Source organism: Moellerella wisconsensis (assembly GCF_022592395.1).
Classification (GTDB): Bacteria; Pseudomonadota; Gammaproteobacteria; order Enterobacterales; family Enterobacteriaceae; genus Moellerella; species Moellerella wisconsensis.
In genome coordinates this window covers 2,786,148-2,803,823 of record NZ_CP093242.1, presented here as the reverse complement: position 1 = coordinate 2,803,823, position 17,676 = coordinate 2,786,148, and the positions used below count along the sequence as shown (strand labels likewise).

Below are 17,676 nucleotides of genomic sequence, written 5' to 3'. Positions count from 1 at the left end.
ATGAGAGATTAATATGTTTGGTAAAAGTGGTTTGGGTAATCTGATGAAGCAAGCCCAGCAAATGCAGGATAAAATGCAAAAGGTTCAGGAAGAAATTGCTAGCCTAGAAGCAACGGGTGAATCAGGCGCAGGTCTGGTTAAAGTGACTATCAACGGTTCACATAATTGCCGTCGTGTCGAAATCGACCCAAGCTTGATGGAAGACGATAAAGAAATGCTGGAAGATTTGATTGCGGCAGCATTTAATGACGCCGCTCGTCGTATCGATGAAACCCAAAAAGAAAAAATGGCCAGTGTTTCTAACGGAATGCAACTGCCTCCGGGCTTTAAGATGCCATTCTAATGCAGACCAGTCCACTTCTGGAGTCGCTGATGGAGGCACTGCGCTGTTTGCCGGGGGTCGGTCCTAAATCAGCTCAGCGTATGGCTTTTCAGTTACTACAGCGTGATCGCAGTGGCGGAATGCGCTTAGCTCAAGCACTGACGCGTGCAATGTCTGAAATTGGCCATTGTCAGGATTGCCGGACATTTACCGAGCAAAATCAGTGCAACATTTGTGCTAATCCTCGCCGTCAGCAGAATGGACAAATTTGCATTGTCGAAAGCCCTGCGGATATTCATGCTATTGAGCAGACAGGGCAATTTGCTGGTCGTTATTTTGTCTTAATGGGGCATCTATCGCCTCTAGACGGTATCGGCCCGATGGATATTGGTTTAGACAGACTGGAAGAACGTTTATCGAGTGAATCGATAACAGAAGTTATTCTAGCGACTAATCCAACCGTTGAAGGCGAAGCTACCGCCAACTATATCGCCGAAATGTGTGGCCAATACAATGTGATGGCCAGCCGTATTGCCCACGGTGTGCCTGTGGGTGGCGAGTTAGAAATGGTGGATGGCACTACCTTGTCTCATTCTCTGGCGGGGCGTCAGAGAATGCATTATTAATTAATCCGTTTACGTTCTATCGCCGATATTATTATCGGCGATAGTCTTTTCCTCTACAGATGCTGCCATTTTACTGCCAGTCTTCCCTCTTCAGTGTATTTATTTCCCTTTCTAGTTAGATTTATTTATTGATCGTCGCTTGAAATTTTGCTTTTAACCCCCAAATATTGTTCATCGAAACAAAAAATTTTCCTTATTGGATTTGAATAGAGGTCATTAATGAGTATGAAAGGACAGGAAACACGTGGATTCCAATCAGAAGTTAAACAACTGCTTCAGTTGATGATCCACTCACTTTACTCGAATAAAGAAATTTTCCTTCGCGAGCTTATTTCAAATGCGTCAGATGCTGCTGATAAACTGCGTTTTCGCGCACTTTCTAAGCCAGAGCTGTATGAGAATGATGGCGAGTTACGCGTACGTATTTCGACAGATAAAGATAATCGCACCCTGACCATTAGTGATAACGGTATTGGTATGAGCCGCGACGAAGTGATAGACAATTTAGGGACTATCGCAAAATCAGGCACCAAAGCTTTCTTAGAATCATTAGGTACCGATAACGCCAAAGACAGCCAATTAATTGGTCAGTTTGGTGTGGGTTTCTATTCTGCATTTATCGTGGCAGATAAAGTCACCGTACGCAGCCGCGCAGCAGGACAAGCCGCAGACCAAGGGGTATATTGGGAATCTGCCGGTGAAGGTGAATATACCATCGCGGAGATTGAAAAAGCCGATCGCGGGACTGAAATTACTCTGCATTTACGCGAAGATGAAACCGAGTTTTTAGATGACTGGCGTTTACGTTCAATCATTAGTAAATATTCAGACCATATTGCTTTGCCCGTTGAAATTGAAACTAAAAATGAAGAAGACGGCACAGTAACATGGGAAAAAATCAATAAAGCCAAAGCGTTATGGACTCGCAGCAAATCAGACATTAGCGACGAAGAATATGTTGAATTTTATAAACACATTTCGCATGACTTTGCTGACCCATTAGCATGGAGCCATAACCGCGTCGAAGGTAAACAAGAATATACCAGCTTGTTGTATATTCCGTCGAAAGCTCCATTTGATTTATGGAATCGTGACCAAAGCCACGGGTTAAAATTATATGTTCAACGTGTATTTATTATGGATGACGCTGAACAATTTATGCCGAATTATCTGCGTTTCGTGCGCGGTTTGTTGGATTCCAACGATCTGCCATTAAACGTGTCGCGTGAAATTTTGCAAGACAGTTCATTGACCCGTAATCTGCGCAGCGCACTGACCAAACGTGTTCTGCAAATGCTGGAAAAAATGGCTAAAAATGAGCCTGAAAAATACCAAACTTTCTGGCAGCAATTTGGTTTGGTGATGAAAGAAGGCCCAGCCGAAGATATGGGCAACAGCGAAACCATTGCTAAGTTATTGCGTTTTGCTAGCACGCATAATGACAGCGATTTACAGAATGTCTCGCTGGAAGACTATGTTAGCCGCATGATTGAAGGTCAGGATAAAATCTATTACATCACCGCAGATAGCTACGCAGCGGCTAAAAATAGCCCACATTTAGAGCTGTTCCGTAAAAAAGGCATAGAAGTGCTGTTGTTATCCGATCGCATCGATGAATGGATGATGAATTATCTTTCTGAGTTCGAGGGTAAAGCTTTCCAATCGGTTAGCAAAGCCGACGAATCATTGGATAAACTGGCTGATGAAAATCAACCAGAGCAGCAAGAAGCCGAAAAACAGTTAGAACCCTTTGTTGAACGGGTTAAAAAACTTTTAGGTGAACGCGTTAAAGAAGTGAAATTAACTCATCGTTTAACCGACACGCCAGCGATTGTGACCACAAGTGCAGATGAAATGAGCACCCAAATGGCCAAATTATTTGCGGCGGCAGGGCAACCGGTACCTGAAGTTAAATATAACTTTGAAATCAACCCAGCGCATCCATTAGTCAAATTGGCCTCTGAAGTTGAAGATGACGCTCAATTTGCGGATTGGATTGATGTTTTGTTTGATCAAGCCTTATTGGCTGAACGCGGAACCTTAGAAGATCCGAACCAATTTATACGTAAAATGAATCAGTTATTAGTAAAATAATTAAACTAATGAATGTTCGTTTTTAAACAAAAACCACGCTTTAATGTATTTTTAAGCGTGGTTTTTTTCTTTTACGAAAAAAGATAAATACTGAAACGGTTACCTACGTTCTTGAGTAATATGCTGGCATAATGGTAAGGTAGCGCGATTTCTTTCAAATTATAAAAAACAAATAGCAAGGGGTTTACGCAATGCGTATCATTCTTCTGGGCGCTCCGGGCGCTGGTAAGGGCACACAAGCTCAATTTATCATGGAGAAATTTGGGATCCCTCAGATTTCAACAGGTGACATGCTGCGTGCCGCAGTGAAATCCGGTTCAGAACTGGGATTAAAAGCTAAAGAATTGATGGATAACGGAAAACTGGTGACTGACGAATTAGTTATCGCACTGGTTAAAGAGCGCATCAAACAAGAGGATTGCCGTAATGGATTCTTGTTGGATGGGTTCCCGCGGACAATTCCACAAGCGGATGCAATGAAAGAAGCCGGCATTAACGTCGATTTCGTTCTTGAGTTTGATGTACCAGACGATATTATCGTTGATCGTATCGTTGGTCGTCGCGTACATGCACCATCAGGCCGCGTTTATCATATCAGCTATAATCCACCTAAAGTTGAGAATAAAGATGACGTTACCGGTGAAGAACTGACCATTCGTAAAGATGATCAGGAAGAAACTGTCCGTAAACGTTTAGTCGAATATCATGCGTTAACAGCGCCTTTGGTGGCTTATTATGAGCAAGATGCCGCAGCAGGAAATACTAAATATTTCAAACTGGATGGCACACGCAAAGTGACTGAAGTGAGTGCTGAATTAGCTAAAATCTTAGGCTAACATATTAAGTATTCTATGATTAAGGCAGCTTATTTAGCTGCCTTATTTTTATGCTAGCAACCCGTTAAGTTATTACAGGAACAGGTAGAGCTGTTATTGATTTATGTTATAGTTGGGAATAATTATCAATAAGGAGTAATCAACCATGGCGCTCAACACCTCGGTGAAGAAATACGGTATTTTATTAGTCAATTTAGGTACGCCTGATGCGCCTACTACGGCAGCCGTAAAACGCTATCTGGCCGAGTTTTTAACCGATCCACGAGTGATTGATGTCTCGCCGTTGATTTGGAAACCGATACTGTATGGCGCGATTTTGCCTTTTCGTTCGCCAAAAGTGGCTAAATTATACCAATCCGTCTGGATGGAAGACGGCTCTCCTTTATTGGTGTATAGCCAAAGACAGCAACAGAAATTAGCCGCATTGTTGCCAGAGACGCCGGTTGAATTGGGAATGAGTTATGGTTCGCCTTCGATTGCCAGCGCGGTTAATAATTTATTAGCTAAGCAAGTGACTGATTTTATTATCTTACCGTTGTATCCTCAATATTCATGCTCAACCACTGCTGCGGTCTATGAGGGGATTAGCCACGCATTTTCAACCCATCGCACTATTCCTAGCGTGAATTTTATTCGCAGCTATGCCGAGCATCCCGATTATATTCAAAGCTTGGTCAATTCCATTGAAGCCAGTTTTGCTAAATATGGTGAACCCGACCGATTATTGCTGTCGTTTCATGGTATCCCTCAGCGTTATGCTGATACTGGGGATATTTATCCGCAACAGTGCGAAGCAACCACTCAGCGGTTAAAAGAGGCGTTAAATTTCCCGACAGAAAAAATTATCATGACTTATCAGTCACGTTTTGGGCGTGAGCCTTGGTTGATGCCGTATACCGATAAAACGATGGAAAAATTACCTGCTGAAGGGGTAAAACATGTGCAAGTTATTTGCCCCGGTTTTGCGGCTGATTGCTTAGAAACTTTAGAAGAAATTAGTGAACAGAATAAAGAATTCTTTCTGGAAAATGGGGGAGAGCAATTCCACTATATTCCAGCGTTAAATGATAACGACGATCATATAAAACTTTTTGCGGCTTTAGCGGCACCCTTTATAAACAATCATCATTCCGCCAACGGTGATTGAGAAAATCGATATGCGTAGACGGATATATTTTAGTCAAATATGATTGATATTCCTCATTGGAATGGCCAATATCCGACAGCTAAGCTGTCGGTTTTTTTTTATCATGCTAAAATGAACAATTGAACCACACATCAGTCAATTAATTATGAAATTCCCCGGTCAACGAAAATCAAAACATTATTTTCCTGTCAGTCATAGAGATCCATTATTACAGCCCATCAAAGAAATGATGGATTCTGAAAATAATAGAGCTTATATCGTCGGTATTGATCAAACGCTGGTTGATATTGAAGCTAAAGTAGATGACGAATTTATTGAACGTTATCAACTAAGTAAAGGGCATTCTTTAGTTATTGAAGATGAAGCCGCTGAAGCGCTATACCGTGAACTGACTGAAAAAAACTTAATCAGCCATGAATTTGCAGGGGGAACCATCGGCAATACGCTGCATAATTACTCGGTATTGGCTGATGACCGCTCGGTGCTGTTAGGCGCAATGTGTAACAATATTCAAATTGGTAGCTACGCTTATCGCTATCTTTGCCATACCTCGAGCCGTATGGATCTCAATTATTTACAGAGCGTCGATGGCCCTATAGGGCGCTGTTTTACCTTGATTACTGAAAACGGTGAACGTACATTCGCTATCAGCCCCGGTCATATGAACCAATTGCGCCCTGAGAGCATCCCTGAACAGATTATTGCCGAAGCTTCAGCCTTAGTCTTAACGGCATATTTGGTGCGCTGTAAGCCGGGTGAACCGATGCCTGAAGCGACGATGCAAGCGATCCACTATGCGAAAAAACACAATGTGCCGGTGGTACTGACGCTAGGTACCAAATATGTTATCGCACAGGATCCTCAATTTTGGCGTGAATTTTTGGCCAATTATGTCTCAGTCGTCGCAATGAATGAAGATGAAGCCTTTGAACTTACCGGGTTTAATGATCCCCTCTTAGCGGCAGATATGGCGTTAAATTGGGTGGATTTAGTACTGTGTACCGCCGGACCAGCAGGGCTTTATATGGCGGCGTATACCGAGGAAGACGGTAAACGTAAAACTCAGCACCCCTTATTACCGGGGGCGATTGCCGAATTTAATCTGTATGAATTTAGCCGCGCCATGCGTAAACAGGATTGTGAGCATCCACTGCGTATTTATTCGCATATCGAGCCTTATATGGGTGGGCCAGAAAAGATCATGAACACCAATGGTGCGGGCGATGGTGCATTATCTGCTTTGCTGCATGATATTACTGCCAATAGCTATCACCGTATGAATGTGCCTAATTCCAGTAAACACGGGCGCTCGTATTTGTGTTATTCATCGTTAGCTCAAGTCTGTAAATATGCTAACCGCGTGAGTTATCAGGTATTAACCCAACATTCGCCACGTTTAACCCGAGGTCTACCTGAGAAAGAAGACAGTTTAGAAGAGTCTTATTGGGAACGCTAAACCTCGGCTGATTGCCGCTTTAGGGTCTATTTAAACAAATAGCAGTCAAATAAAAGGGAAGCCTTAGCTTCCCTTTTTTAATGCCGCTATGTGACATTATGTCTGGATATTAATGTTTAATTTGAAGGCTTTAGATATTCATCTAAATTGATGCCGTTATCTTTATGATGCACAGCGGCAGTATTTTCATTTTCAATACCACAGCCAAACTCATCGACTTCATCGTTCATGATAGCGGCCATGGCTTTAGCGATTTCATGCTCGCCAATAATGATATGATCTGCGCCACGCTCTTTGATATAGCTGACTTCATCATCATAATGCGCCCGGACAATCACTGACAGCCCCGGATTTAGCTCTTTGGCGTTTGCCACTATTTCCCCAGCTTCATAGCCATTCGGAATAGTCAGTAACAGTGTTTTAGCGCACTCAACCCGCGCTAATGCAACGATCTCTTTATTTGCCCCATTACCGAGGATGGCACTAAAACCGTTCTCTGCCAGCTCTTCAAATTTGGCTCGGGTATCTTCAACTACCACTAGCGGAATATTTTTGCGGCGTAGTTTATCCGCTAACATGGCCCCCACACGACCGTAACCGATAATCACCGCGTGACCGCAGATATCGACCGGGATTTGGGTTTCCTCTTCTAGCGTCTCTTCAAGCAGCTGTTCTTCGATAGTTTCGGTTCTTTCCAGATATTTATCCAACAAGCTGAATAAGAGTGGATTAAGCATAATCGAAACGATGGCCCCTGCGAGGACTAAATTTTGTGCTTCTTTATCCAGAACCCCGAGTGTCATGCCCATGCCGGCGAGGATAAAGGCAAACTCACCAATTTGCGCCAAGCTAACAGAAATTGTTAACGCGGTACGCCGAGAATGCCCAAATAACTTTACTATTCCTAGCGCGGCTAAAGATTTACCAATAATGATAATCGCTAATACGGCAAGAACAGCAAGTGGCTGTTGTATCAGAATAATAGGATCAAACAACATACCTACAGACACAAAGAACAGCACGGCAAACGCATCGCGCAGTGGTAAGGTATCTTGAGCGGCACGATGGCTCAGCTCGGATTCATTTAACACCATTCCGGCGAAGAAGGCGCCTAATGCGAATGAGGCATCAAAAATAGCTACTGCGGCGTAAGCAATACCGAGAGCTAAAACCAGCACACACAGGGTAAATAGTTCGCGTGAACCGGTAGACGCGGTACGCGATAAGATCCAAGGGATCACACGGCGACCGATAATAATCATGATTAGAATGAAAGCGATAACTTTACCAATAGTTAAGCCTAGTTCTAACAGTAATTCGCTGATACTGGCATCATTATTCCCCATAATACCAGCCGCGGCAGGTAATAGAACCAGTGCTAATACCATCGCCAAATCTTCAACAATCAGCCAGCCGATAGCAATTTGCCCGCGCTGACTATCAATTAGTTGCCGTTCTTCCAGTGCCCTGAGTAGCACGACGGTACTGGCCGTCGATAAACATAGACCAAAAACAATGCCGGAGAAAACGCTCCAGCCAAAGATCATCGAAAGTCCAAATCCGAGTAAGGTAGCGGCTGCAATTTGTACGATAGCGCCGGGGATAGCAATGGCTTTAACCGCCAATAAATCTTTCAGTGAGAAATGTAAACCCACACCGAACATCAGCAAGATAACGCCAATCTCGGCCAATTCGGGGGCGAGGTTAGTATCTGCCACGAAGCCGGGGGTAAATGGACCGGCGAGTACGCCAGCGGCCAAATAACCGACTAAAGGGGAAATTTTTAATCGTTGAGCGACCATGCCTAGCAGATACGCTAGGACAAGACCGCCAACAATTGTAGTAATTAAGGGTGTCGAATGCTCCATTTAATCTCCTCTCGGTTATTGGGATAGTGAATGGTAAGAAGTGCGGGATAATTATATTTTATCTTTTTTATACAAAAATTGCGCGAAAAAATAACCAAAATAGCAAAAAAAAATGGATTTAAGCCTAGCTCTAGTTAAATTAAGGCTATTTATATTAATTATAGGGCATGAATTTACGTTAAAATATGAAGAATCCCCATACTTACATAATAGTAAGTATGGGTAAAATAAGGTTTTTAATGTTATTTTCTTTCAATATTAGGCAGAAGAATGGTAAATATGCCGAGTAATGGCAAAAATGCACAAAGTTGATAAACTAACTCAATGCTGGTTTGATCAGCGATATAGCCTAATACCGCAGCACCTACCCCTCCCATACCAAAAGCCAAGCCAAAGAATAACCCTGAAACCATTCCAGTTTTCCCCGGGATCAGCTCTTGGGCATACACCAATATCGCCGAGAATGCCGACGCTAAAATTAAGCCAATAAATACGGTCAGCACACTGGTCCAATACAATGAAACGTACGGTAGCGCTAGCGTGAAGGGGGCAACGCCTAAAATAGAGAACCAAATAACGTATTTACGGCCTATTTTATCGCCGATAGGCCCACCAATCATGGTGCCAGCAGCGACGGCAAATAAGAAGATAAACAAATGAATTTGTGCGTTTTGTATTGAGACGCCAAATTTGTCGATCAGATAGAAGGTATAGTAGCTGCTGATGCTGGCGAGATAAAAATATTTAGAGAAAATTAAAATCAGCAATACCGACAGAGAGCCGATCACCGTTTTCCGTGGCAAGCGTTTTACCACTGCCTCGGCTTGTGCGCTTTTTTTAAAGCTGACATGTTGCTGTTTGTACCAGCGACTGACTTGCAGCAAGACGACAATGGCAAGCAGTGCCGCGAAAGAGAACCAACCAACGTTACCTTTGCCGTAAGGCTCGATAATCAAGGCGGCTAATAGTGGGCCTAAAGATGAACCAAGGTTTCCGCCGACTTGGAAAAAGGATTGCGCCAAGCCATGACGTCCTCCGGAGGCCATACGTGCCACGCGTGATGATTCCGGATGAAATACTGACGATCCTGTACCGACTAAAGCGGCGGCTACTAATATCATCGGGAAGCTTTCAGCCATCGCTAACAGCAGCAAACCGGTTAACGTAAAGCCCATTCCGATAGGCAGTGAATAAGGTTGGGGGTATTTATCGGTATAGTAACCAATAATCGGTTGCAGTATTGACGCTGCGATTTGATAAGTGAGTGTGATCATTCCTATTTGTACAAAGCTCAGCGAGAAATCAGCTTGTAACAAGGGATAAATGGCTAATATCAATGACTGGATCATATCATTGAGTAAATGCGAAAAACTGATCGCGGTCAGAATACTGAACACGGTTTTTCCGGTTTTAACGTTAGCAGGCGGCGGTGAAGTCGCCTTATCCGTGGGTGTTGTTTGTTCAATCATAGTAAATGACCGTGCATATTGAATAAAATTAGGAAGTTGTCATTCAATATATATGATTTGAATTAGATTTAAATGAATAAATTTTATACGTGATAATTACTCAGGTTAAAATATCAAAATAGGACGCTTAACCTGACAGATGTCTCAAATCCATGAAACAAAACATGATTTAATACAAAAAAATACGATGAAGCAGTAATATTTCAGTTTCTGATAGAAAACTTTCTTATACAACCCCCCGATGGAGAAAAACCATGAAGTTTACATTTAAGGCATCGGTTTGCGCATTAACCGTCTCTTTGGCATTGGTCCCCGCTAGCATGGCGAATGCATGGCAAAAAGATCAAACTTATAATATTACTATCCTGCACACCAATGACCACCATGGACGCTTCTGGCATAACAATCAGGGGGAATATGGATTAGCGGCACAAAAAACCGTGGTAGATCAAATTCGCAATGAAGTCGAAAAACAAGGTGGCAGTGTATTATTACTCTCGGGGGGCGATGTGAACACTGGTGTGCCTGAATCTGATTTACAAGATGCCGAACCCGATTTCAAAGGGATGAATTTGGTCGGCTATGATGCCATGGCACTGGGTAATCATGAATTTGATAACCCGCTAGAGGTGCTGCGTATGCAGGAAAAATGGGCTAAATTCCCGTTCTTGTCAGCTAATATCTATGATACTCAAAGTGGCAAACGTCTGTTTAAACCCTATCAAATTTTTGATAAACAAGGGGTTAAAATTGCAGTAATGGGATTAACCACCGACGATACCGTGCGTATTGGTAATCCGGCTAATTTTCCGGGCGTAGAGTTCCGTGTTCCGGCACTGGAAGCTAAAAAAGTGGTTGAAGAACTGCGTGCTAACGAGCAACCGGATATTATTATTGCTGCCACTCATATGGGACATTATGACAATGGAGAGCATGGCTCCAATGCCTCCGGTGATGTGGAAATGGCTCGTAGCTTGCCCGCAGGTTATTTGGATATGATTGTTGGTGGCCATTCACAAGACCCAGTATGTATGTCGGCAGAGAATAAAAATTATAAGCAGGCTGATTATATTCCGGGGACACCGTGTGCACCCGATCATCAAAATGGTACTTGGATTGTACAGGCACATGAATGGGGTAAATATGTTGGGCGTGCTGATTTTGAATTTAAAAACGGCAAATTTACCTTGAAACACTATCAGCTTATTCCGGTTAACTTAAATAAAAAAGTCACCAAAGAAGATGGCTCCTCTGAGCGGGTTTATTATACCCAGCAGATTGAGCAGGATCCTATCATGATGAAATTACTGACGCCTTATCAAGAGAAAGGCAATCAGCAATTAAATATTAACGTCGGATCTGTCGATGGTAAGTTGGTTGGCGATCGTAATAAAGTACGCTTTGAGCAAACCAATATGGCGCATTTATTATTGGCGGCTCAGAAAGAACGAGCGAATGCGGATTTTGCTATCATGAGTGGCGGTGGGGTACGTGATTCTATTGAACCGGGGGATATCACGTACAAAGATGTATTAAAAGTTCAGCCATTTGGTAATGAATTAGTCTATATCGATTTTAAAGGCCAAGAAGTGGCTGAATATTTAACGGCAGTTGCCAATATGAAGCCAGATTCTGGAGCTTATGCACAATTTTATAATGTTAGCTTAACGGTTAATCCTGACGGCAGCATTAGCCAAGTTAAAATTGAGGGTAAACCACTAGAGGCTGATAAAACCTACCGTATGGCAACACTGAATTTTAATGCCATTGGTGGCGACGGTTATCCAAAAATTGATAGCCATCCGGGATATGTGAATACTGGATTTGTCGATGCCGAAGTCTTGAAAGGCTATATTGAAGCTCATTCGCCATTAAAAGTGGCAGATTATCAGCCTAAAGGCGAAATTATTTATAATAATCAATAACCGCCAGATATCGCCATAGCTCATATCACGGATAGACACGTTATATCCGTGATATGAGTCTTTGCTGAGGCAGGCATGGGTGACTAAGCTTTTTTGATCTCGGCAAATGTCGCTTGTAACACGCGGGCTAAATCTTCAGGCGCGAGTTCAATATCTAATCCGCGCTTACCGCCCGAAATAAACATTGAGCTAAATTCCTGAGCTTGGCTATCAATGACGGTTGGCAGGCGTTTTTTTTGCCCCAGTGGACTGATGCCGCCGACTAAATACCCGGTCACTTTTTGCGCTATTTGCGGATCGGCCATTTCGACTTTTTTCACTTTAAACACTTTAGCCACATGTTTTAAATCCAATTGACCAGAGACGGGCGTGACGGCAACCGCTAAGGTTTTTTGGTCGCCATTCAGCGCAACCAAGAGCGTTTTAAATACTTGGCGTGCATCCAGCCCCAGTTTGGTCACCGCCTCATCACCGAAATTACTGACGCTCGGATCATGTGAATACGGATGCAATGTGAAATTAATTTTTTGTTTTTCGAGTAACTTAATTGCGGGAGTCATTCTGATTACCTAGTAAATTTTAATCGGCTAAAACCGATCATTATCAGTGAGCGCCGTAAAACCCCGTCCTTTTAGGTCGGGGATATAAGGCGTGCAGTTGACTTTATCTGTAAATAATGCCAGTATTTTACACAATATGCTGTGAGAATGTAAGAATGAAGCGCGCATATAAATATCGGTTTTACCCAACATCTGAACAGGCTGAGCTTTTAGCTCAGACGTTCGGCTGTGTGCGTTTCGTCTATAACTCAATCCTGCGCTGGCGTACCGATGCTTACTACGACCGTCAAGAAAAAATCGGCTATACGCAAGCCAGTTCAAAACTCACCGCAATGAAAGAAAATACTGATTTTTCATGGCTTAATGACGTTAGTTCGGTTCCATTGCAACAAGCTCTGCGTCACCAACAATCAGCTTTTGCTAACTTCTTTGCTGGTCGCACCAAATACCCAACCTTCAAAAGTAAGCACCATAGGCAATCAGCGACCTTCATGAGTACGGCTTTCAAGTACCGCGACAGTAAGCTATACATGGCTAAAAGCAAAGAGCCGTTAGATATTCGTTGGAGTCGTGAATTGCCCTCCACGCCGTCAAGTATCACTATTTCCAAAGACTCGGCAGGGAGATACTTTGCATCGTGCCTTTGCGAGTTTGAACCTAAATCACTGCCTATTTCAGCAAAAACAGTTGGCATTGATGTAGGTTTAAAAGATTTGTTTGTCACTGACACTGGATTTAAAACAGGCAATCCCCGCCACACTGCAAAATATGCAAAACGTTTAGCCTTGCTACAGCGGCGATTGAGCAAAAAGAAAAAAGGCTCAAGTAATCGCGCTAAAGCAAAACTAAAAGTTGCAAAACTCCACGCAAAAATAGCCGATTGCCGCATGGATAACTTGCACAAGTTATCCCGTAGACTGATTAACGAAAACCAAGTTGTCTGCGTTGAATCTCTGAAAGTGAAAAACATGATCCGCAACCCTAAATTATCTAAAGCGATAGCAGACGCTAGTTGGAGTGAATTTGTGCGCCAACTTGAATATAAGGCTGAATGGTCTGGACGTTCCTTAGTTGCTATAGAGCAGTTCTTCCCATCTTCAAAGCGTTGCCATTGTTGCGGTTATACACTGTCTAAACTGGCGTTAAATACACGGTCTTGGGTATGCCCTGAGTGCAATACTGAGCATGACCGTGATATTAACGCTGCAAAAAACATCAAAGCCGCTGGTCTAGCGGTGTTAGCCCTTGGAGAGTTTGTAAATCCTAAATCGCATCACGCGGCCTAGGTTAGACTCTGTGAATTGGGAATCCCCTTCCTTTAGGGAGGGGAGCAGTCAATTCAGTGCCGTAGCAATTCGACAAGGTTTCCTTCACCATAAAGATGCAGCGCGCCAACCGCGACGACATATTTACCCGCCGGCAGCGCCATGAGTTTTTTCTGCCACAGCAGATTACGTTGGCGCATTAGGATATCGTACATATCTTGGCTGAATGTCATCGGTAATTTATCTTCTTGCCGAGGTCGAAAATTGAGCCACCAGCTGAGCATTAATTGCAGCGAACGTGCATTAGTTCGCCAGTGCAGTAAGGTGTCTCGCAATAAATCTATACCATGCTCAGGCATTTGTAATAATAATTCTACTTGTGAATCAATTCCTTCCAGTTCAATGACGGGTTTTGCATGCCCATGTGCGACGCGTAACAATTGATAATCAATGCCATATTCGGGGAGTAAACCGAGTCGTTGTGCTTGGGTTGCTTGCAATATTAAGGCAATTTGCCACGCCGGCAGCAGATCAAAGGAGTCGCTAGGCTGTTGCAGTTCTTTACAGCAGGCCATAAAGCGTGCGTAGTCATCCGCGCTTAGACGTTGTTGCATGGGTGGAAACTGTATATCGCTATTAGGACGAAAAGGTGAGCGATTGTCGGTGACATCGGCTTCAACAATCAGCGCGTCAGCGGCGGCGAGTTTGTCCAACAATGGTTGTGGCAGTGGTGCCATATTTTCACTGCCCATATGAATACTGCCGACTAAATGTAGACTTAAATCAGTCGAGATATCGATATCCATCGCAGGATAGGGGTAATGGGGAGTTACTTGTTGTCGAAACCAACGTTTAACCCCATCGAGCAGTTTTGCCATCATAAATATCCTATCGTTGCACGCTTATGTCGGGTTACAGTAAACAATTTAGGCCAAAGATTCGAGCTATCCTAACAATAAAATAGCCAAGCTCGCCGAATAAACGGCGATAACTTGGCAGTAAGCTACTATTTTTTATTTTTATGACGGATTATTCTTATGGCAGATTATTAGCGCTGATTTTATCCCTCAATTTTAATGACTTCTGTTTATCGTTGGTCTTGATGAACGATAATTTATGGCTTAGGTTTAAAGCGCAATAAACGATTAGCATTGCTAACCACAGTAATCGACGACAACGCCATAGCTGCACCCGCGACAACCGGATTTAGTAAAGTACCCGTGAACGGATATAAAATACCTGCCGCAATCGGAATGCCCAGAGCATTATAAACAAAGGCGCCAAACAGATTCTGTTTCATATTGCGCAGCGTGCCTTTGGCGATGGACAATCCATCCGCCACCCCATGTAAGCTAGAGCGCATCAACGTTATTGAAGCCGTTTCAATGGCGATATCACTGCCGCCACCCATGGCGATACCAACGTCAGCGCGTGCTAATGCGGGCGCATCATTAATACCATCACCGACCATCGCCACTTTGTGCCCCGCAGCTTGCAGTTGTTCAATCGCGGCAGATTTGCCTTCGGGCATGACACCGGCAATCACTTGGTCGATCCCCGCTTCTTTTGCAATTGCATTTGCCGTGATGGGATTATCCCCAGTCAGCATAATCAAACGATAGCCTTGGTTATGTAAACGTGTTAATGCATTAACGGTATCGGTTCTCAAGGGGTCGCGAATCGATAATAAACCGGCAACCTGTCCATCAATAGCCAATAGCACCGGGGTGATCCCTTTGGCTGCTTGTTGTGCCACGGTATCGGAAACCGCCTGAATATCGATTTTATGCTGTTCGAGCAGTTTTTGATTACCCAGCAACACCGTTTTGCCTTCGACTATGGCACTGACGCCTAATCCGGCTAAGGTACGAAATTGTTGCGGTGCCGGCAGGGTTAGATGCTCGGCTTTACTGACGATAGCGCGAGCCAGGGGATGATTAGAACCCATTTCTAATGCAGCGGCATAACGCAAGATATCGTGATGGCTATTCTGATCAGCATAGCTATTAAAACCATGGATTTCAGTCACCTGAGGCATGCCTTCGGTCAATGTTCCGGTTTTATCGAACACGACAGTATCAAGTTGGCTCGCTTGCTGTAGTGCATCAGCGTCACGCACCAATACCCCGTATTCGGCGGCACGCCCAACGCCAGAAATAATCGACATCGGGGTGGCTAAACCTAGGGCACAAGGGCAGGCGATAATCAGCACCGTGGTGGTGATCACCAGTGCGTACATAATTTGTGGTGCAGGGCCGACAAAATACCAAATAGCCCCAGAAATTAACGCAATAGCCACGACGACCGGTACGAATATTGCTGAGATCCGGTCGGCTAATTGCCCTATCTGCGGCTTACTGCTTTGTGCTTGACGCACTAAGCGAATAATCCGAGCCAATGTGGTTTGGCTGCCGACAGCAGCTGCGCGGAATAACACGCTGCCATCTTGAACCACCGTGCCTGCATGAACTTGAGCGCCCACGGTTTTTTGTTGCGGGATAGGTTCTCCGGTGAGCATGGCTTCATCAAGCCAGACTTCGCCTTCAATAATTTCACCATCTACCGGTACACGATCGCCCGTTGCTAAGCGTAAAATCATACCTTGGGTCACTTGAGATAACGGAATATCGTGTTCGCCTTGCTCATCGACGACTCTGGCAGTCGGCGGGGTTAAATCTAACAAACGCTCTAACGCTTTGGATGAGCGCTGACGTGCCCGTTGTTCCAAGGCATGCCCCAGATTGATTAAACCGATAATCATCGCACTGGCTTCATAATACAGATGCCGTGCTTGTGGCGGAAACATATCAGGCCAAAGATTGACAGTTATTGAATATAGCCACGCTGCGCCTGTTCCTACCGCGACCAATGTATCCATAGTGGCACTGCCATTTTTCAAGCTCTGCCATGCATTGCGATAAAAATGTCCGCCGGCGAAGACCATAACCCCCAAGGTCACCAGTCCAATAGTCAGCCAAATGTTGTGATTCGCCGAGGTTAAGTGCATATTGTCGCCGATCATTCCCCAAACCATGACCGGAATACCCACGGCTAAGGCGACGGCAGACTGCCAGCGAAAACGATGCATATTGTGATCAGCAACTTGCTGCTGACGTTCACGGCGTTTAGTTTCATCTTGGATAATTTCAGCCCCATAACCGGCATTTTGTACCGCGCTGATTAAGGCTTCTGGCTGCATAGTCCCCGTAACTAACGCGCTACGTTCAGCCAGATTAACGCGTGCATTTTCAACGCCATCGACGCTCATCAGGGCTTTTTGTACTCGGTTAACACAGCTGGCGCAGGTCATGCCATCGAGCAGCAATTGCAGGCTGCCGTCATCGTTGATAACCGGGGCTTGCGTCGTTATATTGCGAGTTTCAGCGCGATCAGCTACAGCTGCTGGTGGCTCAATGACTGTATTGGATTGGCGATTATCCTGATGTTGTAAAGTCATCGCCTCTGCTATCGGTGCAGCGCTTGCCGCCGGCGTGGTTTCGCTATCCACAACCTGAGCCTGATACCCAAGCTGTTCAACGGCAGCTATCAGAGTCTCGGCGGTGGCTGAACCATAAACTTTGGCGCTGTGGGTATCGACGTCGGCAGAAATTACCCCCTCAACAGCTAACAGAGCTGTTTGGGTTTTTGCCGCACATTTCATGCAATGTAAGCCAGATAAAACTAAAACAAGATCGGGTTGGGTGGCGAGTTGAGCATGATATCCGGCATCTTCGATGGTCTTAATCAGTGCCTCTGCCTCGGCATCCCCGTCAATCACCGCATAATTAAGGGTGACATTAACCTGGGAAACATCGGGACGCGCTTTTAGGGCGTCTGTCACTGTATTGACACAATGCATGCAACTTAGCCCGTGCAGTGAGAGTATTATTTTATTAGCCATCAGGTTTCCTTAGTATTTATTACTGTGTGTCACCGTTATTATTAGTATGAATGCTCGCGGTTTATGTTCTCTTTTTATTTATGCTGACTTATCGTCTGCAGTACGCTAGGAGCTATTGCTGGCCGAGGGCGCTAATTTTATCTTACCAGTGAAATTGCTAACGCGTTATTGTGTTGCAGAGTGCTATATGTATTAATAATAATCTAA

At 44.2% G+C, this 17,676-nt stretch carries 13 protein-coding genes; 8 read left to right on the top strand and 5 right to left on the bottom strand.

The genetic code is table 11. The features are described 5' to 3' along the window. Positions 1-13: 13 nt before the first annotated feature. The 6 genes from MNY66_RS12350 (at position 14) to MNY66_RS12325 (ending at position 6,481) form a co-directional block, all read left to right on the top strand. Positions 14-343 (top strand): YbaB/EbfC family nucleoid-associated protein, encoded by a 330-nt coding sequence (locus tag MNY66_RS12350; protein ID WP_047256868.1) that lies wholly within the window; start codon positions 14-16, stop codon positions 341-343. Then, complete coding sequence (recR, locus tag MNY66_RS12345; protein WP_241500998.1) at positions 343-948, top strand: recombination mediator RecR; 606 nt, start codon at positions 343-345, stop codon at positions 946-948. The genes MNY66_RS12350 and recR overlap by 1 nt, the downstream gene beginning before the upstream one ends. A gap of 219 nt (positions 949-1,167) precedes the next feature. Then, positions 1,168-3,042, top strand: coding sequence for a molecular chaperone HtpG (gene htpG / locus MNY66_RS12340; RefSeq protein ID WP_241500997.1), 1,875 nt, complete (start codon positions 1,168-1,170; stop codon positions 3,040-3,042). Positions 3,043-3,233: 191 nt separating this feature from the next. Continuing rightward, positions 3,234-3,878, top strand: a complete 645-nt coding sequence (adk, locus tag MNY66_RS12335) for an adenylate kinase (protein ID WP_047256865.1) — start codon at positions 3,234-3,236, stop codon at positions 3,876-3,878. Between the two features lie 145 nt (positions 3,879-4,023). After that, the gene (gene hemH / locus MNY66_RS12330) at positions 4,024-5,025 is read left to right on the top strand and encodes a ferrochelatase (protein WP_241500996.1); all 1,002 of its coding nucleotides are present in this window, start codon (positions 4,024-4,026) and stop codon (positions 5,023-5,025) included. A 145-nt stretch (positions 5,026-5,170) separates the two neighbouring features. Continuing rightward, positions 5,171-6,481, top strand: coding sequence for an inosine/guanosine kinase (locus MNY66_RS12325; RefSeq protein ID WP_047256863.1), 1,311 nt, complete (start codon positions 5,171-5,173; stop codon positions 6,479-6,481). 116 nt (positions 6,482-6,597) lie between these two features. Here MNY66_RS12325 and ybaL read toward each other — a convergent pair whose 3' ends face one another. After that, entirely contained in the window at positions 6,598-8,349 is a 1,752-nt protein-coding gene (gene ybaL / locus MNY66_RS12320) for a YbaL family putative K(+) efflux transporter (protein ID WP_047256862.1), read from the bottom strand. Positions 8,350-8,591: 242 nt separating this feature from the next. Next, positions 8,592-9,818: an MFS transporter gene (locus MNY66_RS12315; protein ID WP_047256861.1), complete on the bottom strand. Its 1,227-nt coding sequence runs from the start codon at positions 9,816-9,818 to the stop codon at positions 8,592-8,594. A 254-nt stretch (positions 9,819-10,072) separates the two neighbouring features. On the opposite strand from MNY66_RS12315, the gene ushA reads away from it, so the two are divergent. Beyond that, entirely contained in the window at positions 10,073-11,743 is a 1,671-nt protein-coding gene (gene ushA / locus MNY66_RS12310; protein ID WP_241500995.1) for a bifunctional UDP-sugar hydrolase/5'-nucleotidase UshA, read from the top strand. Positions 11,744-11,826: 83 nt separating this feature from the next. On the opposite strand, the gene ybaK is transcribed toward ushA, so the two are convergent. Further along, positions 11,827-12,303 (bottom strand): Cys-tRNA(Pro)/Cys-tRNA(Cys) deacylase YbaK, encoded by a 477-nt coding sequence (ybaK, locus tag MNY66_RS12305; RefSeq protein WP_047256859.1) that lies wholly within the window; start codon positions 12,301-12,303, stop codon positions 11,827-11,829. Between the two features lie 155 nt (positions 12,304-12,458). On the opposite strand from ybaK, the gene MNY66_RS12300 reads away from it, so the two are divergent. Further along, positions 12,459-13,589, top strand: a complete 1,131-nt coding sequence (locus tag MNY66_RS12300; RefSeq protein WP_241500994.1) for an RNA-guided endonuclease InsQ/TnpB family protein — start codon at positions 12,459-12,461, stop codon at positions 13,587-13,589. A 53-nt stretch (positions 13,590-13,642) separates the two neighbouring features. Here MNY66_RS12300 and MNY66_RS12295 read toward each other — a convergent pair whose 3' ends face one another. Next, positions 13,643-14,446: a TraB/GumN family protein gene (locus MNY66_RS12295; protein ID WP_047256367.1), complete on the bottom strand. Its 804-nt coding sequence runs from the start codon at positions 14,444-14,446 to the stop codon at positions 13,643-13,645. A gap of 236 nt (positions 14,447-14,682) precedes the next feature. Next, positions 14,683-17,469 (bottom strand): copper-exporting P-type ATPase CopA, encoded by a 2,787-nt coding sequence (gene copA, locus MNY66_RS12290; RefSeq protein WP_241500993.1) that lies wholly within the window; start codon positions 17,467-17,469, stop codon positions 14,683-14,685. Positions 17,470-17,676 lie beyond the last annotated feature (207 nt).

What these genes read in the sequence shown, in the direction of transcription:
- MNY66_RS12325 (WP_047256863.1), top strand. Translation starts at nt 5,171, where the DNA reads ATGAAATTCCCCGGTCAACGAAAATCAAAACATTATTTTCCTGTCAGT.
- MNY66_RS12350 (WP_047256868.1), top strand. Translation starts at nt 14, where the DNA reads ATGTTTGGTAAAAGTGGTTTGGGTAATCTGATGAAGCAAGCCCAGCAA.
- recR (WP_241500998.1), top strand. Translation starts at nt 343, where the DNA reads ATGCAGACCAGTCCACTTCTGGAGTCGCTGATGGAGGCACTGCGCTGT.
- ybaL (WP_047256862.1), bottom strand. Translation starts at nt 8,349, where the DNA reads ATGGAGCATTCGACACCCTTAATTACTACAATTGTTGGCGGTCTTGTC.
- copA (WP_241500993.1), bottom strand. Translation starts at nt 17,469, where the DNA reads ATGGCTAATAAAATAATACTCTCACTGCACGGGCTAAGTTGCATGCAT.
- adk (WP_047256865.1), top strand. Translation starts at nt 3,234, where the DNA reads ATGCGTATCATTCTTCTGGGCGCTCCGGGCGCTGGTAAGGGCACACAA.
- MNY66_RS12300 (WP_241500994.1), top strand. Translation starts at nt 12,459, where the DNA reads ATGAAGCGCGCATATAAATATCGGTTTTACCCAACATCTGAACAGGCT.
- MNY66_RS12295 (WP_047256367.1), bottom strand. Translation starts at nt 14,446, where the DNA reads ATGGCAAAACTGCTCGATGGGGTTAAACGTTGGTTTCGACAACAAGTA.
- hemH (WP_241500996.1), top strand. Translation starts at nt 4,024, where the DNA reads ATGGCGCTCAACACCTCGGTGAAGAAATACGGTATTTTATTAGTCAAT.
- ybaK (WP_047256859.1), bottom strand. Translation starts at nt 12,303, where the DNA reads ATGACTCCCGCAATTAAGTTACTCGAAAAACAAAAAATTAATTTCACA.
- ushA (WP_241500995.1), top strand. Translation starts at nt 10,073, where the DNA reads ATGAAGTTTACATTTAAGGCATCGGTTTGCGCATTAACCGTCTCTTTG.
- MNY66_RS12315 (WP_047256861.1), bottom strand. Translation starts at nt 9,818, where the DNA reads ATGATTGAACAAACAACACCCACGGATAAGGCGACTTCACCGCCGCCT.
- htpG (WP_241500997.1), top strand. Translation starts at nt 1,168, where the DNA reads ATGAGTATGAAAGGACAGGAAACACGTGGATTCCAATCAGAAGTTAAA.